General features: G+C 58.9%; 23 protein-coding genes. 14 read left to right on the forward strand and 9 right to left on the reverse strand.

The features are described 5' to 3' along the window. Window positions 1-142: 142 nt before the first annotated feature. Complete coding sequence (locus J2Y90_RS26365) at window positions 143-886, forward strand: phosphatase PAP2 family protein (RefSeq protein ID WP_253504971.1); 744 nt, start codon at window positions 143-145, stop codon at window positions 884-886. A gap of 191 nt (window positions 887-1,077) precedes the next feature. Here the strand turns inward: J2Y90_RS26365 and groL are convergent, their stop codons facing one another. From groL to J2Y90_RS26385, 4 genes are all read right to left on the reverse strand, one after another. Then, the gene (gene groL / locus J2Y90_RS26370) at window positions 1,078-2,724 is read right to left on the reverse strand and encodes a chaperonin GroEL (protein ID WP_064365078.1); all 1,647 of its coding nucleotides are present in this window, start codon (window positions 2,722-2,724) and stop codon (window positions 1,078-1,080) included. A gap of 50 nt (window positions 2,725-2,774) precedes the next feature. Beyond that, the gene (locus tag J2Y90_RS26375; RefSeq protein WP_007916610.1) at window positions 2,775-3,068 is read right to left on the reverse strand and encodes a co-chaperone GroES; all 294 of its coding nucleotides are present in this window, start codon (window positions 3,066-3,068) and stop codon (window positions 2,775-2,777) included. A gap of 259 nt (window positions 3,069-3,327) precedes the next feature. Beyond that, a complete protein-coding gene (locus J2Y90_RS26380; RefSeq protein WP_016773418.1) occupies window positions 3,328-3,804 on the reverse strand; it encodes an FxsA family protein in 477 nt (158 codons plus the stop codon). A 71-nt stretch (window positions 3,805-3,875) separates the two neighbouring features. Then, window positions 3,876-4,601, reverse strand: a complete 726-nt coding sequence (locus J2Y90_RS26385) for a HugZ family protein (RefSeq protein WP_253504974.1) — start codon at window positions 4,599-4,601, stop codon at window positions 3,876-3,878. A 164-nt stretch (window positions 4,602-4,765) separates the two neighbouring features. Between J2Y90_RS26385 and J2Y90_RS26390 the strand changes: the two genes are divergently transcribed. Then, a complete protein-coding gene (locus J2Y90_RS26390; RefSeq protein ID WP_016773416.1) occupies window positions 4,766-5,524 on the forward strand; it encodes an SDR family oxidoreductase in 759 nt (252 codons plus the stop codon). A gap of 105 nt (window positions 5,525-5,629) precedes the next feature. On the opposite strand, the gene apbC is transcribed toward J2Y90_RS26390, so the two are convergent. Next, window positions 5,630-6,724, reverse strand: a complete 1,095-nt coding sequence (gene apbC, locus J2Y90_RS26395; RefSeq protein ID WP_253504976.1) for an iron-sulfur cluster carrier protein ApbC — start codon at window positions 6,722-6,724, stop codon at window positions 5,630-5,632. Window positions 6,725-6,876: 152 nt separating this feature from the next. On the opposite strand from apbC, the gene metG reads away from it, so the two are divergent. From metG to J2Y90_RS26435, 8 genes are all read left to right on the forward strand, one after another. Then, the gene (gene metG / locus J2Y90_RS26400) at window positions 6,877-8,928 is read left to right on the forward strand and encodes a methionine--tRNA ligase (RefSeq protein WP_253504978.1); all 2,052 of its coding nucleotides are present in this window, start codon (window positions 6,877-6,879) and stop codon (window positions 8,926-8,928) included. A gap of 116 nt (window positions 8,929-9,044) precedes the next feature. Further along, window positions 9,045-9,614, forward strand: coding sequence for an Rnf-Nqr domain containing protein (locus J2Y90_RS26405; protein ID WP_253504982.1), 570 nt, complete (start codon window positions 9,045-9,047; stop codon window positions 9,612-9,614). Next, window positions 9,611-10,615, forward strand: coding sequence for an electron transport complex subunit RsxB (gene rsxB, locus J2Y90_RS26410; RefSeq protein WP_253504985.1), 1,005 nt, complete (start codon window positions 9,611-9,613; stop codon window positions 10,613-10,615). Before J2Y90_RS26405 ends, rsxB begins: the two co-directional genes overlap by 4 nt. Continuing rightward, entirely contained in the window at window positions 10,602-11,585 is a 984-nt protein-coding gene (locus J2Y90_RS26415) for an RnfABCDGE type electron transport complex subunit D (protein WP_253504988.1), read from the forward strand. The genes rsxB and J2Y90_RS26415 overlap by 14 nt, the downstream gene beginning before the upstream one ends. Further along, window positions 11,582-12,187, forward strand: a complete 606-nt coding sequence (locus tag J2Y90_RS26420; RefSeq protein WP_253504990.1) for an RnfABCDGE type electron transport complex subunit G — start codon at window positions 11,582-11,584, stop codon at window positions 12,185-12,187. The genes J2Y90_RS26415 and J2Y90_RS26420 overlap by 4 nt, the downstream gene beginning before the upstream one ends. Continuing rightward, the gene (locus J2Y90_RS26425) at window positions 12,184-12,756 is read left to right on the forward strand and encodes an Rnf-Nqr domain containing protein (RefSeq protein WP_253504993.1); all 573 of its coding nucleotides are present in this window, start codon (window positions 12,184-12,186) and stop codon (window positions 12,754-12,756) included. The genes J2Y90_RS26420 and J2Y90_RS26425 overlap by 4 nt, the downstream gene beginning before the upstream one ends. Then, entirely contained in the window at window positions 12,753-13,391 is a 639-nt protein-coding gene (gene nth / locus J2Y90_RS26430) for an endonuclease III (protein WP_253504996.1), read from the forward strand. The genes J2Y90_RS26425 and nth overlap by 4 nt, the downstream gene beginning before the upstream one ends. Before the next feature lie 107 nt (window positions 13,392-13,498). Continuing rightward, a complete protein-coding gene (locus J2Y90_RS26435) occupies window positions 13,499-13,678 on the forward strand; it encodes a PA3496 family putative envelope integrity protein (protein ID WP_253504998.1) in 180 nt (59 codons plus the stop codon). Window positions 13,679-13,766: 88 nt separating this feature from the next. On the opposite strand, the gene J2Y90_RS26440 is transcribed toward J2Y90_RS26435, so the two are convergent. Next, the gene (locus J2Y90_RS26440) at window positions 13,767-14,393 is read right to left on the reverse strand and encodes a response regulator transcription factor (protein WP_130912025.1); all 627 of its coding nucleotides are present in this window, start codon (window positions 14,391-14,393) and stop codon (window positions 13,767-13,769) included. A 459-nt stretch (window positions 14,394-14,852) separates the two neighbouring features. Here J2Y90_RS26440 and J2Y90_RS26445 point away from each other — a divergent pair, with 459 nt between their 5' ends. Further along, window positions 14,853-15,566, forward strand: coding sequence for a hypothetical protein (locus J2Y90_RS26445; RefSeq protein ID WP_253505001.1), 714 nt, complete (start codon window positions 14,853-14,855; stop codon window positions 15,564-15,566). 121 nt (window positions 15,567-15,687) lie between these two features. Here J2Y90_RS26445 and J2Y90_RS26450 read toward each other — a convergent pair whose 3' ends face one another. Continuing rightward, on the reverse strand, window positions 15,688-16,905 hold the full coding sequence (locus J2Y90_RS26450) for an argininosuccinate synthase (RefSeq protein WP_011335737.1): 1,218 nt from the start codon (window positions 16,903-16,905) through the stop codon (window positions 15,688-15,690). Between the two features lie 129 nt (window positions 16,906-17,034). Continuing rightward, window positions 17,035-17,949: a flagellar protein MotY gene (locus J2Y90_RS26455; protein WP_253505004.1), complete on the reverse strand. Its 915-nt coding sequence runs from the start codon at window positions 17,947-17,949 to the stop codon at window positions 17,035-17,037. A 160-nt stretch (window positions 17,950-18,109) separates the two neighbouring features. On the opposite strand from J2Y90_RS26455, the gene pyrC reads away from it, so the two are divergent. Both pyrC and rnt read left to right on the forward strand, forming a co-directional pair. Then, window positions 18,110-19,156 carry a dihydroorotase gene (gene pyrC, locus J2Y90_RS26460; RefSeq protein WP_016773405.1) on the forward strand — a complete coding sequence of 349 codons (1,047 nt, stop codon included), beginning with the start codon at window positions 18,110-18,112 and terminating at the stop codon, window positions 19,154-19,156. Continuing rightward, window positions 19,153-19,830: a ribonuclease T gene (gene rnt, locus J2Y90_RS26465; RefSeq protein ID WP_016773404.1), complete on the forward strand. Its 678-nt coding sequence runs from the start codon at window positions 19,153-19,155 to the stop codon at window positions 19,828-19,830. Before pyrC ends, rnt begins: the two co-directional genes overlap by 4 nt. A gap of 74 nt (window positions 19,831-19,904) precedes the next feature. On the opposite strand, the gene J2Y90_RS26470 is transcribed toward rnt, so the two are convergent. Beyond that, a complete protein-coding gene (locus tag J2Y90_RS26470; protein WP_003227723.1) occupies window positions 19,905-20,507 on the reverse strand; it encodes a peroxiredoxin in 603 nt (200 codons plus the stop codon). A 312-nt stretch (window positions 20,508-20,819) separates the two neighbouring features. On the opposite strand from J2Y90_RS26470, the gene J2Y90_RS26475 reads away from it, so the two are divergent. Next, window positions 20,820-21,038 (forward strand): bacterioferritin-associated ferredoxin, encoded by a 219-nt coding sequence (locus J2Y90_RS26475; RefSeq protein ID WP_003227725.1) that lies wholly within the window; start codon window positions 20,820-20,822, stop codon window positions 21,036-21,038. Window positions 21,039-21,121 lie beyond the last annotated feature (83 nt).

Below are 21,121 nucleotides of genomic sequence, written 5' to 3' on the forward strand. Positions count from 1 at the left end.
CTAGGGGCGTTTTTCGATAAATCTGCGCCGTGCGCGCTGCGACGATTTTTTCACTTTCGGTTAACAAATCGCCGACGCCAGCGCGCGCAGACTCCGCGCGATTGCACTCTCCCTTTCTTTTCATCGACCAAGGAACCTGCCCATGGTGTCGACCTCTGCCCTTCCCGCTTCGAGGCCACTGAACTGGTGGCTGTGTCTGGGCATTCCCGCAGCGGCGGCGATCATTCTGCTGTTGCTGGAACTGACCGATCTGGACATGGATCTGGCGCGAATGTTCTACGACCCGGTCGCCGGTGATTTCATCGGGCGGCACAGCTATTTTCTTGAAGACATCCTGCATGACCGGGCGAAACAGATGGTGATCGGCTTCTCGGTGTTTGCCATCCTCGGTTTCATCGGCGCGTTTTTCATCGAACGGCTGAAACCGTTCAAGCGTGAATTGGGCTGTCTGGTGCTGTCGCTGGGACTGGCCACTTCCTTTGTCACCCCGGTCAAAGCCGTTACCGCGGTGCAGTGCCCATGGAGTCTGGAGCAATTCGGCGGCCACGAGACCTACAGCAAACTGATGGAGCATCGCCCCGCCACCGACAAGCCGGGGCGTTGCTGGCCGGGTGGCCATGCGGCGACCGGGTTTACCTTGTTTGCGCTGTTCTTCGTGCTGCGTGACCGCCGCCCGCGACTGGCGCGGCAGGCGTTTGTGTTTGCCTTTGCGCTGGGCTCGGTGTTCTCGATCAGCCGCATGATGCAGGGCGCGCACTTCTTTTCGCACAACGTATGGACGGCGATTTTCTGCTGGCTGATTTGCTTGGGTGCCTATTACTGGGTGCTCTATCGCCCGGCGGTGAGGGCGGATGCCAGCATCCTGGCCCCACCACTCAACGCCTGAAATACAGATCCAATTGTGGGAGCGAGCTTGCTCGCGAATGCGGTATGTCATCCACCATTTATGTTGGCTGATCCGACGCTTTCGCGAGCAAGCTCGCTCCCACATTGGTTCGGGGTGGGTGCTGAACTTGGGCAAAAAAAACCCCGCTGACTTTCGCCAGCGGGGTTTTGCGTTACAGGGCCAGGGCTGGCTTACATCATGCCGCCCATGCCACCCATGCCGCCCATGTCTGGCATACCGCCGCCAGCTGCACCTTCTTTCTTCGGTGCGTCAGCAACAGCTGCTTCGGTGGTCAGGATCAGACCGCCGATCGAAGCTGCAGCTTGCAGAGCCGAACGGGTTACCTTGGTTGGGTCCAGGATACCCATTTCGATCATGTCGCCGTATTCGCCGGAAGCAGCGTTGTAACCGAAGTTACCTTTGCCGTTCTTCACTTCGTTGACGACTACGCTTGGCTCGTCACCGGAGTTGGCAGCGATCTGACGCAGCGGCGCTTCAACAGCGCGACGCAGCACAGCGATACCGACGTTCTGGTCAGCGTTGTCGCCGGTCAGCTCGGTCAGTGCTTCCAGAGCACGGATCAGCGCGACGCCACCGCCAGGTACCACGCCTTCTTCAACGGCTGCGCGGGTTGCGTGCAGGGCGTCTTCAACGCGGGCTTTCTTCTCTTTCATTTCAACTTCGGAACCAGCGCCAACCTTGATCACTGCAACGCCGCCGGACAGCTTGGCCAGACGCTCTTGCAGTTTTTCACGGTCGTAGTCCGAGGAAGTTTCGGCAACCTGGGCACGGATCTGGGCGATACGGCCTTCGATGTCTGCCTGCACGCCAGCACCGTCAACGATGATGGTGTTTTCCTTGGACAGGGTTACGCGCTTGGCGTTACCCAGGTGCTCCAGGGTGGTGCTTTCCAGGCTCAGACCGATCTCTTCGGAGATGACGGTACCGCCGGTCAGAACGGCGATGTCCTGCAGCATGGCCTTGCGACGATCGCCGAAGCCCGGTGCCTTGACAGCAGCGACTTTGACGATGCCACGCATGTTGTTCACAACCAGAGTCGCCAGGGCTTCGCCTTCAACGTCTTCGGCCACGATCAGCAGCGGACGGCCGGCTTTGGCAACGGCTTCCAGCACTGGCAGCATTTCGCGGATGTTCGAGATCTTCTTGTCGACCAGCAGGATCAGCGGGCCGTCGAGCTCGGCAACCATGGTGTCCGGCTTGTTGACGAAGTACGGCGACAGGTAGCCACGGTCGAACTGCATGCCTTCTACAACCGACAGTTCGTTTTCCAGGCCCGAGCCTTCTTCAACGGTGATCACGCCTTCTTTACCGACTTTTTCCATGGCTTCGGCAATGATGTCGCCGATGGAGTTGTCGGAGTTGGCCGAGATGGTGCCGACCTGAGCGATGGCTTTGAAGTCAGCGCATGGCTTGGACAGGGCTTTGAGCTCTTTGACGATGGCGATGGTCGCCTTGTCGATGCCGCGTTTCAGATCCATCGGGTTCATGCCGGCAGCGACGGCTTTCAGGCCTTCGTTGACGATCGACTGAGCCAGAACGGTAGCGGTGGTAGTACCGTCACCAGCGTCATCGTTGGCACGGGAGGCAACGTCTTTGACCAGCTGCGCGCCCATGTTTTCGAAGCGATCTTCGAGTTCGATCTCTTTGGCGACGGAAACGCCGTCCTTGGTGATGGTCGGAGCGCCGAAGCTCTTCTCGAGAATCACGTTACGGCCTTTCGGGCCCAGGGTCGCTTTTACCGCGTCAGCCAGAACGTTGACGCCTTTGAGCATCTTGGAGCGGGCGGCATCGCCGAACTTAACTTCTTTAGCAGCCATGATCGATATTCCTTAAATACTTTGTAGTAACGGGAAAATGAACGGGAGTATCAGCCTTCGATAACCGCGAGAATTTCGTTCTCGCTCATTACCAGCAGGTCTTCGCCATCGACTTTCACAGTGTTGCTGCCGGAGTAAGGACCGAACACAACCTTGTCGCCTTCCTTCACGGACAGTGCGCGCACTTCACCGTTTTCCAGAGCTTTGCCCGGGCCTACAGCGAGAATCACACCGTGGTTGGCTTTTTCAGCAGCCGAACCTGGCAGGACGATACCGCCAGCGGTTTTCTTTTCTTCTTCGCTGCGACGGATAACGACGCGGTCATGCAGAGGACGAAGCTTCATTGTCGATCTCTCCTAATTGTGGTTTTCATCGGCCGGTGTAGTCCCGGCGGGTTTAACGAATCCGGCCTGCGCCGGTTGCGATTCGTCGAGCGAACCGCGGAAGTCTGTCCGGTTCAAATACCGGAAACCTTTCGGTGACCGATACATAGGGGCGTACAAGCCGATTACAAGGGCTGGCGGAAAAAATTTTTCATCCAGACACGGTAAATAACAGCCATAAACGAACACGGCACCCGCAGGTGCCGTGTCGAAGCTGATGTCACTTGTTGTCGCGGTGTTCGAACTCGCCTTCGATCACATTCGGCTCTCGACCCAGCGGCTCGCGCGGTGCCGGGCCGCCCCGTGGTTGCAGGTCGTCGGCAAAGGCGCGCTGGCGCATGGCCTGGTCTTCGGCGCGCTGACGCATCTTGTTTGCCAGCAGACGGCGGGTGACCGGCAACAGCATCACCAGACCGACCACATCACTGATGAAGCCGGGGATGATCAGCAGGCCGCCGGCCAGCGCCAGCATCAGACCTTCGAGCATGGTCTGCGCGGGCAATTCGCCGCGGTTCAGGCTTTCCCGGGCACGCAATGCGGTGGCCAGACCGGCGACGCGCAGTACGAACACACCGAACATCGAGCCGAGAATGATCAGCAGCAGGGCCGGGAAAAACCCGATAGAGCCTGCCACTTTGACGAATACGAACAGCTCCAGCACTGGAAACAGCAGAAAGAGCAACAGAAAAGGGCGCATCAAAGTTTCCTCAACGCAAGAAATGCCTTGCAGTAAGCCTTAGATGACGTCGCCCTTGCGTGAATTCAACCTTAAGAATCCGGTTTTTTTGCCCAGACCTCGGCGTGAGCCAATGAAACCAAGGCTTCGCGCACTTGTGTCGGCGTATTACATGGCGCCGCGAAGGGTAACCAGTACAGCGCCTGACCGATGCGCAGGTGCATGCCTTCGCTGTCGATCCCGGCCAGTTGCGCCGGCTCGCTGTCCGGCAGTCCGGCAAGCTCGACGTAGTGGGCGATGGCCTTGGCGTGGTCGCTGTTCATGTGCTCGACCATGCTGATTTCCGCCTTGCCGGCGAACGGGTTGGCCAAGGTCAGATGGTCGACCCAGTGGATCGCGCCAAACCCGCCGATGTAGCGATGGCGCACCGGATCGAGCACCCAGAAATCGAAATCATGAGCCTGGTGATAATTCTGCGAGTCGGGGAAATAGCGGTAATAGCGTTCGGCGGCGGCCTCGATGGCGGCAGGGTCTTCAAGCTTCTGCGCTTGCGCCAGGTAGGTCAGACGCCCGACCGCCTGCACATCGTCGGCCTCGCGCTCGCCCACCAGCATCGAGCACTTCGGATCTTTCTGCAGGTTATGGGTGTGCTGGGCGATGCGGCTGATCAGGATCAGCGGCCGACCCTGCTCGTCCAGGCAATACGGCACAACCGAGCCAAAGGGAAAACCCGGCATGGATTTGGAGTGAGTCGACAGCACTCCTCGGTATTCCTTGAGAAGCAATTCTCGGGCATTCTTCGCCACTTCAGCGCTCAATTTGTGACTCCTTAATTAGGTTCCGTCTAGAAAACGGACAGGCGCGCAGCGAAAAGTAACCGGCGCGCATCGGGCAAATGTTCCTGTGCAACCTGGCCCGGACCGGTGCCGATCGAGCGTTGCCGACAACAAAAACAACTCAGACCTGCCAGCGGGACATGCGAATGCAACTCAACGACAAAGTAATCATTATCACCGGCGGTTGCCAGGGTTTGGGCCGTTCCATGGCCGAGTATTTCGCCGGCAAGGGCGCGAAACTGGCCCTGGTCGATCTGAATCAGGAAAAACTCGACGACGCCGTGGCCGCCTGCAAAGCCAAGGGTGTCGAAGCGCGCAGCTATCTGTGCAACGTTGCCAATGAAGAACAGGTCGAGCACATGGTCGCGCAAGTGGCCGAGGACTTCGGCGCCATCCACGGCCTGATCAACAACGCCGGGATCCTGCGCGATGGTCTGCTGCTGAAGGTCAAGGATGGCGAAATGACCAAGATGAGTCTGGCCCAGTGGCAGGCAGTGATCGACGTCAATTTGACCGGCGTATTCCTCTGCACCCGTGAAGTCGCGGCGAAGATGGTCGAGCTGAAGAACAGCGGCGCGATTATCAACATTTCCTCGATCTCCCGCGCGGGCAACGTCGGCCAGACCAACTATTCCGCAGCCAAGGCGGGCGTCGCAGCGGCGACCGTGACCTGGGCGAAGGAGCTGGCGCGTTACGGCATTCGCGTCGCGGGCATTGCGCCGGGCTTCATCGAAACCGAGATGACCCTGGGCATGAAGCCGGAAGCGCTGGAGAAGATGACGTCGGGGATTCCGCTCAAGCGCATGGGCAAGCCGGAGGAGATCGCCCATTCGGCGGCGTATATCTTCGAGAACGACTATTACACCGGGCGGATTCTGGAGATGGATGGCGGCTTGCGCATCTGAAGCAAAATCAAAAGATCGCAGCCTCGCTTCGCTCGTCAGCTCCTACGGCATGTGTAGGAGCTGACGAGCAAAGCGAGGCTGCGATCTTTTTGCAGGCGGCGCCGATCAATCGTCGCTGATGGTGATATTCGGCATCGCCGGCGAAACCGCTTCCTGCAACACAATGCGCGCGCCGACGTGGCGGGCCAGTTCCTGATAGACCATGGCGATCTGGCTGTCCGGCTCGGCGATCACGGTTGGCTTGCCGCCATCGGCCTGTTCGCGGATCAGCATCGACAGCGGCAGCGAGGCCAGCAGTTCGACGCCGTATTGGGTGGCCAGTTTCTCACCGCCACCTTCACCGAACAGATGCTCGGCATGCCCACAGTTCGAGCAGATGTGCACCGCCATGTTTTCCACCACGCCCAGCACCGGAATGTTGACCTTGCGGAACATTTCCACGCCTTTGCGCGCATCGAGCAGCGCCAGATCCTGCGGCGTGGTGACGATCACCGCGCCCGCCACCGGGACTTTCTGCGCCATGGTCAGCTGGATGTCGCCGGTGCCCGGCGGCATGTCGATGACCAGATAATCCAGATCGCCCCACGCAGTCTGCGTGACCAGTTGCAGCAGCGCCCCGGAAACCATCGGCCCGCGCCAGACCATCGGCGTGTTGTCGTCGGTCAGGAATGCCATCGACATTACTTCCACACCGTGCGCCTTGAGCGGCACGAACCACTTCTGATCCTTGATTTCCGGGCGGGTGCGCTCGGGGATGCCGAACATGATGCCCTGACTCGGGCCATAGATATCGGCGTCGAGGATGCCGACTTTGGCGCCTTCACGGGCCAGCGCCAGCGCAAGGTTGGCGGCGGTGGTGGATTTGCCCACGCCGCCCTTGCCGGAAGCGACGGCAACCACATTCTTGACGTTGGCCAGCCCCGGAATCTGCGCCTGGGCCTTGTGCGCGGCGATCACACTGGTGACTTCGACGCGGGCAATCACCACGCCGTCGAGGTTTTCGATCGCCAGTTGCAGCAGTTGCGCCCAGCCGCTCTTGAACAGGCCGGCGGCGTAGCCGATTTCCAGCTGCACATTGACGCGGTCACCGATGATCTCGATGTTTTTCACGCAACCGGCGCTGACCGGGTCCTGGTTCAGGTAAGGGTCGGTGTATTGGCTGAGGACGGCTTCCACCGCTGCGCGAGTGACGGCGCTCATGGGCAACTCCGATAACAAGACTGGAAAGGATGGCGGCTATCGTACCCCTTCTGTCCTGCGGACGGCATGCCCGGCAACCATTTGCAGGGGTGAAATATCTTTCCCGGCGCTTTATAGTGGCCGACCTCCGTTTCATCAAGTAGCGAAGCCCCATGTCCGAGCCACGCAAGATCCTCGTCACCAGCGCCCTGCCCTACGCCAATGGTTCGATCCACCTTGGCCACATGCTGGAATACATCCAGACCGATATGTGGGTGCGCTTCCAGAAGCATCGCGGCAACCAATGCATTTATGTCTGCGCCGACGACGCCCACGGTTCGGCGATCATGCTGCGCGCGGAAAAGGAAGGCATCACCCCGGAACAACTGATCGCCAACGTGCAGGCTGAACACAGCGCCGACTTTGCCGACTTCCTGGTTGATTTCGACAACTTCCACTCCACTCACGCCGAAGAAAACCGTGAGCTGTCGAGCCAGATCTACCTAAAGCTGCGTGACGCCGGGCATATCGCTCAACGTTCGATTACCCAGTATTTCGACCCGGAAAAGAAAATGTTCCTGGCCGACCGCTTCATCAAGGGCACCTGCCCGAAATGCGGCACCGAAGACCAGTACGGCGACAACTGCGAAAAATGCGGCGCGACCTACGCACCGACCGACCTGAAGGATCCGAAGTCGGCGATCTCCGGCGCCACCCCGGTGCTCAAGGATTCCCAGCACTTCTTCTTCAAGCTGCCCGACTTCCAGGACATGCTCCAGGCCTGGACCCGTAGCGGCACCCTGCAAGATGCGGTGGCCAACAAGCTTTCCGAATGGCTGGATGCCGGCCTGCAACAGTGGGACATTTCCCGCGATGCGCCGTACTTCGGCTTCGAAATCCCGGGCGAGCCGGGCAAGTATTTCTACGTGTGGCTGGATGCGCCGATCGGTTACATGGCCAGCTTCAAGAACCTCTGCAATCGTACGCCGGAGCTGGACTTCGACGCGTTCTGGGGCAAGGACTCGACTGCCGAGCTGTATCACTTCATCGGCAAGGACATCGTCAACTTCCACGCACTGTTCTGGCCAGCCATGCTTGAAGGCGCCGGCTACCGCAAGCCGACCGGCATCAACGTGCACGGCTACCTGACCGTCAACGGCCAGAAAATGTCGAAGTCGCGTGGCACCTTCATCAAGGCCCGCACTTATCTCGATCACCTGTCACCGGAATACCTGCGCTATTACTACGCGGCCAAACTGGGCCGTGGCGTCGACGACCTCGACCTGAACCTCGAAGACTTCGTGCAGAAGGTCAACTCCGATCTGGTCGGCAAAGTGGTCAACATCGCCAGCCGTTGCGCCGGGTTTATCCACAAGGGCAACGGCGGCCTGCTGGTCGACAACAATGCCGCGCCGGAACTGACCGAGGCCTTCCTCGCCGCCGCGCCGAGCATTGCCGACGCCTATGAAGCCCGCGACTTCGCCCGCGCCATGCGTGAAACCATGGCCCTGGCAGACCGCGCCAACGCCTGGATCGCCGACAAGGCGCCATGGTCGCTGAACAAGCAGGAAGGCAAGCAGGATGAAGTCCAGGCGATCTGCGCCACCGGCATCAACCTCTTCCGCCAACTGGTGATCTTCCTCAAGCCGGTATTGCCGCTGCTGGCCGCCGATGCCGAGGCGTTCCTCAACGTCGCGCCGCTGACCTGGAACGATCACACCACGCTGCTGGCCAACCATCAGCTGAACGAATTCAAACCGTTGATGACCCGCATCGACCCGGTAAAAGTGCAAGCCATGACCGACGCCTCGAAAGAAGACCTGACCGCCAGCCAGACCGATACCGGCGAAACCAAGCCTGCGGGCAATGGCGAACTGGCCAAGGATCCGCTGTCGCCGGAAATCGATTTCGATGCTTTTGCCGCCATCGACCTGCGCGTCGCGTTGATCGTCAAGGCCGAACACGTGGAAGGCGCCGACAAGCTGCTGCGCCTGACCCTCGACATCGGTGACGAGCAACGCAATGTGTTCTCCGGGATCAAGAGCGCTTACCCGGATCCGTCGAAACTTGACGGTCGCCTAACCATGATGATCGCCAACCTCAAGCCACGGAAAATGAAGTTCGGTATTTCCGAAGGCATGGTGATGGCGGCGGGCCCTGGTGGTGAAGAGATCTACCTGCTGAGTCCGGACAGCGGCGCCAAGCCGGGTCAGCGCATCAAGTAAGGCATTGCCGTAAAACGATCCCACCGACGTGCGTTGCGCATGCCGGTGGGATTTTTCATATCTGGCCCGATAGTGCCTACCCTTGAGAGACACCCGCCCGTTTCGCTGGCAGAACCATGACCGAACTCGTGCTTACGCTGATCAGTGCCGCCCTGCTCAACAACTTCGTGTTGCACTGGCCGCTGGGCGTCGCTCCGCTGCTGGCGGGTAGCCGACGGCAAGTGCATGCGCTGGGGTTGGCGACGTTGTGCCTGATGATGGTCGTCGGCGTCATCGGTCAAGCGATCTGGCAATGGATACTGGTGCCGTTGCAGCTTGAAGCGCTGCGGCTGTTCGTGTTTTTGCCGTTGAGTGTGTTGTTGATCGCACCGCTGCTGAAACTGCTGGCACGCGGACTGCCGGATTGGCCGTTCGAGGGATTATGGCCGCTGTTGCTCGGCAATGCCGGGGTACTCGGGCTGGCGTTGATCAACGCGCAACACGACCAAGGCCTGCTGAACGCGACAGCCTTGAGTCTCGGCGCCGGGCTGGGCTTCTGGCTGGTGCTGAGTGTGTTCTGCGATCTGCGCGAGCGCACGGCCGACAACGATATTCCCCTGCCCTTTCGCGGCCTGCCGATCGACTTGATCAGCGCCGGACTGATCGCAGTGATTTTTCTCGGATTCAGTGGATTGATCAAAACATGAGTCTGATTCAACGCATCGATGCCCTGCTGCCGCAGACCCAATGCGGCAAGTGCGGCCATCCCGGATGCAAACCCTATGCGCAAGGCATCGTTGATGGCGAGCCGATCAACAAGTGCCCGCCGGGCGGCGAGGAAACCATCGCCGCCCTGGCCGAGCTGTTGAAAATACCGGTCCTGGAACTGGACATCAGCCGTGGCCCGGCACCGCCGCAAATCGCCTTCATCCGCGAGGCCGAATGCATCGGCTGCACCAAGTGCATTCAGGCCTGCCCGGTCGACGCCATCGTCGGCGCGGCAAAACTCATGCACACGGTGCTGATCGACGAGTGCACCGGTTGTGATCTGTGCGTTGCGCCGTGCCCGGTCGACTGCATCGAAATGCATCCTTTGCCTGCGAACACGATCCCGGTGGTTGGCGGTCTCGCATTCGATCTCGAAGAACAGCGCGCCCGCGCTGAAAAGCGTGACCATGCGCGCCAGCGCTTCGAGCGCCGCAACCAGCGCCTGCTGCGTGAAGAACAGCAAAAACAGGCCGAACGTGAAGCGCGAGCCCAGCGTGCGGCACAGCCACAAGTTTCGAACGCTGATCCGGTTCAGGCAGCGCTCGAGCGGGTACGTGCGCAAAAAGCCGCGAACGCCGACGCGGCGCTGAAGAAGGCCAAGGTCGATGTGGCGATGAGTCGTGCGCAACTGCACAAATCGCTGAAAGCCTTCGGTCATCCGCCGACGTTCGAGCAGCAGTCGCAACTGATCGTCCTGCAGCAACAATTCGAAGCCGCCGAACAAGCGTTGGCCACCCTGGAAAACAGCCAACCGGCAACTCCCGTCGCCCCCGCTCCGAGCAACGACGCGGAACTGAAGCGGGCCAAAATCCAGTTGGCCATGCGCCGCGCCGAGTTGAAAAAAGCTCAGGCGGCAGAGGCTGCACCCGAGCAGATCGCAGCACTGGAACAGGCCGTGACTGACGCCGAGCGTCGGGTGCAAGACCATGCCGCCCCTTGAGGCTGCGGATGATCGCCTGCAACAGGCGATGAATAGCGTGCTGCTCGCAGCTCTGCCGGGGCTGCTTGCTTTGTTCTGGCTGTATGGCTGGGGCGTGTTGATCAACCTGCTGCTGGCGGTTGTCAGCGCTGTGCTCGTCGAGGCTGGCGTTGCCCGTCTGCGTCGGCAAGCGATGCAACCTGCGTTGCGCGATGGCAGTGCGCTGGTCAGTGCAATGTTGCTGGCCGTTGCGCTGCCGGCTTATTGCCCTTGGTGGCTGACGGTCACCGCGACCGTTTCTGGCTTGGTGTTCGGCAAACACCTGTATGGCGGCGTCGGCAAAAACCCGTTTAATCCGGCGATGCTCGGCTTTGCCTTGAGCATCGCGCTGTTCCCGCAAGCGATGACGCAGTGGCCAGGTCATGGCCTCGATTTCCTTCCGGCGCTGCAACAGGTTTTCAATCCAGCTCAAGCGCCGGACGCCTGGGTGCAGGCCACCGCACTGGACAGTCTGCGCATCAATAAAAGCCTGACCATGGATGAGCTGTTCGCCGGCAATCCGGCCTTCGGCCGTTTTGGCGGGCGCGGTGTGGAGTGGGTGAATCTGGCGTTCCTGCTCGGCGGCCTGTTCCTGTTGCAGCGGCGGATCTTTTCCTGGCACGCGCCGGTGGGCATGCTCGCCAGCCTGTTCGTCATCAGCCTGTTGTGCTGGAACGGCTCGGGCTCGGATTCCCATGGTTCGCCGCTGTTTCACCTGCTCAGCGGCGCCACGATGCTCGGCGCATTTTTCATCGTCACCGAACCGGTGTCCGGGGCGAAAAGCGCCCTCGCCCGACTGCTGTTCGGCGTGGGCGTCGGCTTGCTGACTTATCTGATTCGTACGTGGGGTGGTTACCCGGACGGCGTCGCGTTTGCGGTATTGCTGATGAATCTTCTGGTGCCCGCGCTGGAGCGCTTCGCCGCCAGCCGCCGGCCGCCGGTGAGCGCATGAAGCGCTCGGCCAGTGTCATGATGATTGTGCTGCTGGCGTGCGTTGGCGTGAGCGCGACCTACATGCTGCAGCGCAGCAGTGCGCCGGGGATTGCCGCCGAGCAGCGTTTGCTCGACAGCCGCAAACTGCTTGATGTGCTCCCTGCAGAACGCTACGACAATCAGCCGCTGGAGCACCCGCTGACGCTCGTCGACTCAGCGCTGCGCCATAGCACGCTGTCAGGCGGCTATCGGGCGATGCAATCCGGGCAAACCGTGGCCGTGCTGTTGCGCAGCAGGACCGAAGGTTACGCAGGTATTCTCGAACTGCTGATCGCCATCGATGCCAACGGCAAACTTCTTGGTGTTAAAACCCTTGAGCAGCGCGAAACGCCGGGATTGGGCGGTCACATCGGTGAATGGCCGAATGCCTGGCTGCAGAGTTTCACCGGTAAATCCCGCAGTGACCCGACAGACGCCGGCTGGGCGCTGAAAAAGGATCAAGGGCAATTCGATCAGATGGCCGGTGCGACCATTACCTCCCGTGCCGCGATCAATGCGATTCATGACGCGCTGCGTTACTTCGATGAGCATCGGGCGCTGCTGCTGGGAGCTGGAAAATGAAGCGCACACTAACGTTATTGATGCTGGTGCCGTTACTGGGCGCCACAGAAACATTGAGCGCTGCATTGGGGATGACTCTGATGCTCGGCACGACGCTCGGAGCCTTCGCCCTATGCATGTCGGTGCTACGTGATCGTCTGACGGGCGCAAAAGTATTGCTGGCGAACCTGATACTTGCCGCAACGTTGACCAGTTGCGCAGACATTGTGGCGCGACGCTGGTTTTTACCCTGGCAGCAGCCGCTTGATCTCTATATAGGGCTGATCGCCCTGCAATGCATCGCGCTTGAACACAGCGGCGCCCTCCGCGGCCCCGCCATCGCGGGTTTCAAACGCTGTGTCATGTTCAGCGCGCTCATGCTGTCGATCGGCGGGCTGCGCGAAATCATCGGCCATGGCACCCTTGGCCGAGGGTTTCCGACGCATTGGCAAGGTGTGGTTTTATTCCCCGAGGGGCTGCATCTGATTACGCTGGTTCCCGGCGCTTTTGTTTTACTGGGTTTGCTTCTCGCCGTTGGTCAGGCGTGGACACGCCGCAACTCTGTCATCAAGGAAACGCATCGCCCATGAATGCTGCAAAACGTCTTGAGATATTTCGCCGACTGCACGAAGACAATCCCGAGCCGAAGACAGAACTGGCCTACTCGTCGCCCTTCGAGCTGCTGATTGCGGTAATTCTTTCGGCGCAGTCCACCGATGTGGGCGTCAACAAGGCCACGGCAAAACTGTTTCCGGTTGCCAATACACCCGCAGCGATTTTCGCGCTGGGTATCGAAGGGTTATCCGAGTACATCAAGACCATCGGTCTATACAACAGCAAGGCGAAGAACGTCATCGAAACCTGCCGCTTGCTGGTTGAACGCCATGGCGGCGAAGTCCCGCAAACCCGAGAAGAACTGGAAGCCTTGCCCGGCGTCGGACGCAAGACAGCCAACGTGGTCCTCAATACAGCGTTTCGCCAGTTGACCATGGCAGTCGACACGCACATTTTCCGCGTCAGCAACCGCACCGGCATCGCGCCGGGGAAAAATGTGGTGGAAGTTGAAATGAAACTGATGAAGTTTGTGCCGAAAGAATTCCTGCTCGATTCACATCACTGGCTGATTTTGCACGGCCGTTATGTGTGCCTGGCGCGCAAACCGCGCTGCGGTAGCTGCCGCATCGAAGACCTGTGCGAATACAAACATAAAACTTCCGACGATTGAGCCGTCATCGGTTTTTTGCATCCATCGATTGAAAAAATCTTTTTTACCCGCCGCGGTAATGTCGATATAAGAAGCGCCAAAGGCAGTCTTAGCCGGGAGTTGACTTCATGAGTACCGACACAGAGCAACTGGATGTAGAAGAAGATCTTATTGCCGCCGACCCCGATGACGCAGAACCGGTGGTGGAAGTGGCCAAGACCAACCTCAGCAAGCGTCGCACAATCGACAACCTGCTTGAGGAGCGCCGACTGCAACGGCAATTGGCCGATTACGATTTTGATCTGTGATAGCTGAAGGCCTCCCGAACCGGAGGCTTTTCATTTTCTGCGGCAACTGAACTTGATCGGCCCATGACCTTGTCAGCTGTCGAATCGTTCACACAAGACCATTGCGCTGCGCCAGTTCGATCAGATCAACCAGCGACCGCGCATTGAGCTTGAGCAACAAGCGTGTCTTGTAAGTGCTTACGGTCTTGTTGCTCAAAAACATTCCGTCAGCAATTTCCTTGTTGGTCTTGCCGCGCGCCAGTTGCTGCAACACCATCATTTCCCGCCCGGACAGGCGATCGACCATGTCCGCCTCACTCGCATTGCCCAGACTGGTGCGCACGGTGTGCAACGCCTGATTGGGGAAATAGCTGTATCCGGACAACACTGCCTTGATTGCACTCAGCAGTTCGGTCAAATCCTGTTGCTTGCATACATAACCCGCTGCGCCCGACTGCATGCAACGCATTGAAAAATGCCCGGGAGCTTGGGAAGTCAATACAAGAACTTTAACTGGCATGGCGGTAGAGGTCAGGCGTGCAATGACTTCCAGCCCATCAAGTTTCGGTATACCAATATCCAGAATGACAAGATCCGGCAATTGTTCGCGAGCAATCTGCAATGCATCCACACCATTGTCCGTCTCTGCAATGACTTCGTAGCCATGCCGTTCCATCAGCATTCGTACCGCAAGTCGAATGACGGGGTGGTCATCCACGATCAGCACTTTATTCATGGGCAAGTCCAGTTTTCGCTGTTCGAATTTTTAGAACACGCACGATATCCCAGTCACTTGTCCCAAGGCACAGCGAGTTTTACACACACTTGCATCAAGAGACATTCCCTACAGGCATTGAGGATAATTCCCACAAATACAGCGCTAACCCCTGTTTGCCCGACTTCAGCTTTCCCCTCATTGTCGGGATTTTCAGTCGTTCCGTGACCCGCCCTACGCCAAGGAATTACAGATCCTTTGGTCCTGGTCTATAGCAGCCAGCACGCGTTGAGCAATGAAGATGTGGCTATGTCGCGGATTCGGTTAATGGAAACATGATGCAATAAGCCAGAATCGGTGTAGAGCGACATGCGTTTCAACACATTTTTAAAACTTGAAACAACAGCCGCATACTTAAAGTCGCACTTTTGCTATAAATAGAAATACAACCTTCCAGACAACTACCCAGAACTCTAAACTATGCTGAAGATAAAAAAAAAGATTACCAACCCAATGACAGTCATCGCTATATTCGCGATTCTTTCTGAAACATCGGCTGCCGTATCACTGCCGTTTCTAGACAATAAGGATCGGGAAATTTACGTCTGGTTTCTGATCAGCTTCCCCTTTTACTTGTTATTTCTTTTCTTCATGACCCTCAACTTCAATCACCGCTCACTCTACTCGCCCTCTGACTTCGGAAAAGACAAAAGCTTTTTAAAGGCAGCAGAAGATCAGGAGCGCGACAACAAACGAAACCTACCGCTGCGCGAGACAGGTGAATCCAGCACCTTTGAAATAACCAGTTGCGTCGTGTCAGGCAAATCTGGCAGAGGCAGATTTCAACGCCCATGCAGCATTCACAACGCACCCGATCCACCAGCCGATATGAGCAGCCAGCCCGGCCCGCTTGTTCAGACTATCAAGTTGTCACCCTTGATCAGCGAACTGAACATAATTGACGCGAGGGATATTGATGCGACGAGGGAATTCGATGCCATTCTCGATGCTCTGCGCAGAGCCGACAAAAAGAACGCGCGCGTGTTGGTCTTTCTGTCCAATCATGTCTCGGATTCGCTGGCGCACACCGCACTGCAACAGATCAGGCAAGCGAAGAAAGGCTCAGGCGCGACGCTGTGTATCGTTTACAACCTGTGCTCACAAACAGTGACACTATTGGGAAGAGCAAGCTGACAGACAAGTCCTGTGCCGCACGCGGGCAGACGAGAGACCAGCCTGATGAACCAGACAAAAAAAATAAAAAAAGGCGGCCATGAACAGGCCGCCTTTTTTATTGCGCGCTGGGCGCAACCACTCAGAACAACTTGCGGCCCTTGTTGGCAGCAATACGCATGCGCAGCGCGTTGAGCTTGATGAAGCCCGCCGCGTCGGCCTGGTTGTAAGCACCGCCATCCTCTTCGAAGGTCGCGATGTTGGCGTCGAACAGCGAATCGTCGGACTTGCGGCCGGTCACGATCACGTTGCCTTTATACAGCTTCAGACGCACCACACCGTTCACGTTGACCTGCGAGGCGTCGATCATCTGTTGCAGCATCAGACGCTCAGGGCTCCACCAGTAACCGGTGTAAATCAGACTCGCGTACTTCGGCATCAGCTCGTCTTTGAGGTGAGCGACTTCGCGGTCCAAAGTGATCGATTCGATGGCGCGGTGAGCGCGCAGCATGATGGTGCCGCCCGGGGTTTCGTAGCAGCCACGGGACTTCATGCCGACGTAACGGTTTTCGACGATGTCGAGACGACCGATGCCGTGCTCGCCGCCGATCCTGTTCAGCGTCGCCAGTACCGTGGCCGGAGTCATTTCGACGCCGTCCAGCGCGACGATGTCGCCGTTGCGGTATGTCAGCTCAAGATATTGCGGGGTGTCGGGAGCCTTCTCCGGGGAGACGGTCCAGCGCCACATGTCTTCTTCGTGCTCGGTCCAGGTGTCTTCCAGCACGCCGCCTTCATAGGAGATGTGCAGCAGGTTGGCGTCCATCGAGTACGGGGATTTTTTCTTGCCGTGGCGTTCGATCGGGATCGCGTGCTTCTCGGCGTAGTCCATCAGCTTCTCGCGGGACAACAGGTCCCACTCGCGCCATGGCGCGATCACTTTCACGCCAGGCTTGAGCGCGTAGGCGCCCAGCTCGAAACGTACCTGGTCGTTGCCCTTGCCGGTGGCACCGTGGGAAATGGCGTCGGCGCCGGTTTCGTTGGCGATTTCGATCAGACGCTTGGCGATCAGCGGACGGGCGATGGAAGTACCCAGCAGGTACTCGCCTTCGTAAACGGTGTTGGCGCGGAACATCGGGAACACGAAATCGCGCACGAATTCTTCGCGCAGGTCATCGATGTAGATTTCTTTGACGCCCATGGCCTGAGCCTTGGCGCGGGCCGGCTCGACCTCTTCGCCTTGACCGAGATCGGCGGTGAAGGTCACCACTTCACAGTTATAAGTATCCTGCAGCCACTTGAGGATCACCGAAGTGTCCAGGCCGCCGGAATACGCCAGAACGACCTTGTTTACGTCCGCCATGCCATCACTCCACGGGGTTCTACGGAAAGCCGGGGAGTCTACCGCTCAAACGCGATAATTTACAGAGGCGCGACAGCTTAAGACGACAAAGCGACAGAATCTGTCGAGAGCGCGACGATGACCGGCGAGTCAGGAAGTCGTTGCGGCGGTGGCTGGCGTACTCGCTTGCGGTGCTGGCGCAGGGGCTGTGGTCGGTGCCACACGCGACAATTTCACGTTGACCCGACGATTCTTCGCACGATTGGCCTTGCTGGTATTGGGCACGATCGGATATTGCTCGCCGTGGAAGCGCACGGTGATCTGCGATTCCTGGATGCCGTTGGCCTTGAAGAAATCGACCACCGCCAGCGCCCGGCGACGCGACAGCTCGCGGTTGGTCAGGCGATTGCCACTGTTGTCGGAATACCCATCAAGCTCGATGTGGTTCACCGTCGGATCGGCCTTCATGTAGTCGAGCATCACCTGCAGTTTGGCCTTGGCGGCCGGGTCCAGATCAACGCCCTCCCCCGGGAAGCCTACCTGCGACTGCTTGATCTGGTCGAAATTCTGCGGCAGCAGCTTCGCCACGCAAGTCTGGTAGTCGTTGAACGCCTTGCTGAATTTGACCGGCAATAGGCGAACTTCGGAAACCCGGCCGTCGCCAGACGCACGGCGCACAACCGGACTGCGGCCATCCAGCAGACCGCTGATGAGACCGCCGGCCTGCGATTGCGAACTGTTGAACAACACATTGCCACTGCCCAGACGCACCGAGCCCAGATTGATGTCGCCACGCCCTGGCTGCCACGGCGCAGCGGCCGCGAGCAAGGTCGCCGAACCGCCGCCGAGCATGGCGTTGTAGGCATTCAGACGGAAGATCGCCTGCTCACCGGCCTTGCGCACGAACTCGCCCGAGCCGAAATCGGTGATCGGTTGCGTCAGGCGGCATTCGAACTTGTCGCCGGCGACCGTCCACTCAATGTTCTCCAGACGGGTCTGGTAAGTCAGCGCCATCGCAGGAAGGCTGGCAAACACACTGAGCAGGGCTAAATAACGCTGGCGCACGGGAGGCTCCATTGGCTTGTGAAACACAAACACCGATTCACACAATGTTTACGGCATACCTTCGGGATATCGGACGCTTGTGGCAAAACTTGATAGCGGGTGCCTGCAAGAGTCTTTTCCGGTAGCATTCGCCTCAGTTTGACCCGCCTGGAATCCCCTCATGTCCGACCGCCTGACCCTGCTGCGTCCCGACGACTGGCACATTCATCTTCGCGATGGTGCCGTGTTGACCAATACCGTTGCCGATGTGGCCCGCACCTTCGGGCGCGCGATCATCATGCCGAACCTGGTACCGCCGGTGCGCAACGCCGCCGAAGCCGACGGCTATCGGCAGCGCATTCTCGCTGCCCGCCCGGCCGGCAGTCAGTTCGAGCCGTTGATGGTGCTGTACCTCACCGACCGCACCCAACCGGAAGAAATTCGTCAGGCCAAGGCCAGCGGTTTCGTCTACGCCGCCAAGCTGTACCCGGCCGGCGCGACCACCAACTCCGATTCCGGCGTGACCAGCATCGACAAGATCTTCCCGGCGCTGGAAGCCATGGCCGAGGTCGGCATGCCGCTGTTGATCCACGGTGAAGTCACCCGTGGTGACGTCGATGTGTTCGATCGCGAAAAGATCTTCATCGATGAGCACATGCGCCGCGTGGTCGAGCGCTTCCCGACATTGAAAGTCGTGTTCGAACACATCACCACCGGCGACGCCGTGCAGTTCGTCAACGAGGCTTCGGCCAACGTCGGCGCGACCATCACCGCGCATCACCTGCTGTACAACCGCAATCACATGCTGGTGGGCGGAATTCGGCCGCACTTCTATTGCCTGCCGATCCTCAAGCGCAACACCCATCAGGAAGCCTTGCTCGATGCCGCCACCAGCGGCAGCGCCAAGTTCTTCCTCGGCACCGACTCGGCGCCCCACGCCCAGCACGCCAAGGAAGCCGCCTGCGGTTGCGCCGGTTGCTACACCGCCTACGCCGCCATCGAGATGTACGCCGAAGCGTTCGAACAGCGTAACGCGCTGGACAAGCTCGAAGCCTTCGCCAGCCTCAACGGCCCGCGCTTCTACGGCTTGCCGGCCAACACCGATCGCATCACCCTGGTTCGCGAAGAATGGACCGCCCCGACCAGCCTGCCATTCGGCGAGCTGACCGTTATCCCGCTGCGCGCCGGTGAAAAACTGCGCTGGCGCCTGCTGGAGGAACACGCGTGAGTGAAGACAATTTCGACGATGAGCTGGACGGTCAAGGTGGCGGCGGCGGTTCCCGTCATCCGATGGCAGCACGTTTTCGCGGCTATCTGCCGGTTGTTGTCGACGTAGAAACCGGTGGCTTCAACGCAGCCACTGATGCCCTGCTGGAGATTGCCGCGACCACCATCGCCATGGATGAAAAGGGTTTCGTCTACCCGGATCACACCTACTTCTTCCGTGTCGAGCCGTTCGAAGGTGCCAACGTCGAAGCGGCAGCGCTGGAGTTCACCGGGATCAAGCTTGATCATCCGCTGCGCATGGCCGTCAGTGAAGAAACCGCGCTGACCGATATTTTCCGTGGCATCCGCAAGGCGCTGAAAGCCAACGGCTGCAAGCGGGCGATTCTGGTCGGGCACAACAGCAGCTTCGACCTGGGCTTTCTCAACGCAGCAGTTGCGCGCCTGGACATGAAGCGCAACCCGTTCCACCCGTTCTCCAGCTTCGACACCGCGACCCTGGCGGGTCTGGCGTACGGTCAGACTGTACTGGCGAAAGCCTGTCAGGCCGCTGGCATCGATTTCGACGGTCGTGAAGCGCACTCGGCGCGTTACGACACCGAAAAGACCGCTGAGCTGTTCTGCGGCATCGTCAATCGCTGGAAGCAGATGGGCGGCTGGGAAGACTTCGACGACTGATCCTCGGCGAACAAACCCCGCGCATGAAAAAACCGGCCGCATGGGCCGGTTTTTTTGTACCTCGACGTTGCGCCTTAAAGGGCAGCAGCGTTCTCGGTCAGGTAAGCCGCAACGCCTTCTGGCGAAGCGTTCATGCCTTTGTCGCCTTTCTTCCAGTTGGCCGGGCAGACTTCGCCGTGCTCTTCGTGGAATTGCAGTGCGTCGACCAGACGAATCAGCTCTTCCATGTTACGGCCCAGCGGCAGGTCGTTGATGATCTGCGAACGAACCACGCCTTTGTCGTCGATCAGGAACGCGCCACGGAAAGCCACGCCGCCTTCGGATTCAACGTCGTAAGCCTTGGCGATGTCGTGCTTCATGTCGGCAGCCATGGTGTATTTCACCTGGCCGATGCCGCCATTGTTCACTGGAGTGTTGCGCCAGGCGTTGTGGGTGAAGTGCGAGTCGATCGACACGGCGATCACTTCAACGTTGCGTGCCTTGAAGTCAGCCATGCGGTTGTCCAGAGCGATCAGCTCGGACGGGCAGACGAAGGTGAAGTCCAGCGGGTAGAAGAACACCAGGCCGTATTTGCCTTTGATGGCCGAGGACAGGGTGAAGCTGTCAACGATCTCGCCATTGCCGAGTACGGCCGGGACGGTGAAGTCTGGGGCTTGTTTGCCTACGAGTACGCTCATTGATATCTCCTGGTGTAAAAACTTGAAGTTCAGGGTCCGGGCCAGCCTGTCACCCTCAGGCGACAGCCCTGTGACACGAACCCTCTTCGCAAGGGACGACCATCATACACTGCGTGTTTGGCCTGTCCGTAACGGATTTTCCCTGATCGGTTTATCCACCGCGTATTCATTGGCTCAAGCGAACAGCAGAAAATACCGTTCGTCAGGCGCAGGCAAATTGGCTGGGAAGCGTTCCGAAAGCACTTTGACAATCATTCTCGTTAACATTAAGATCCATCGCAATTGAGTCACAACCAGCGACGGTTCTTACTTATGTATGTTTGCCTCTGCACTGGCGTCACCGACGGACAGATCCGCGAAGCGATCTATGAAGGTTGCTGCAGCTACAAAGAAGTTCGCCAGGCCACCGGCGTCGCCAGCCAGTGTGGCAAATGCGCCTGCCTTGCCAAGGAAGTGGTGCGCGAAACCCTGACCAAGCTGCAAACTGCCCAGGCAGCGATCCCCTACCCGGTAGAATTTACTGCCGCGTAAATGCCCCGTTTCAAAGAACCGGACTTGATGTCCGGTTTTTTTATGCCTGAAAATCAATTGCTTAGGGTCCAGACGCGGAACAC

The sequence above is a fragment of the Pseudomonas koreensis genome, from assembly GCF_024169245.1.
GTDB lineage: Bacteria > Pseudomonadota > Gammaproteobacteria > Pseudomonadales > Pseudomonadaceae > Aquipseudomonas > Aquipseudomonas koreensis_F.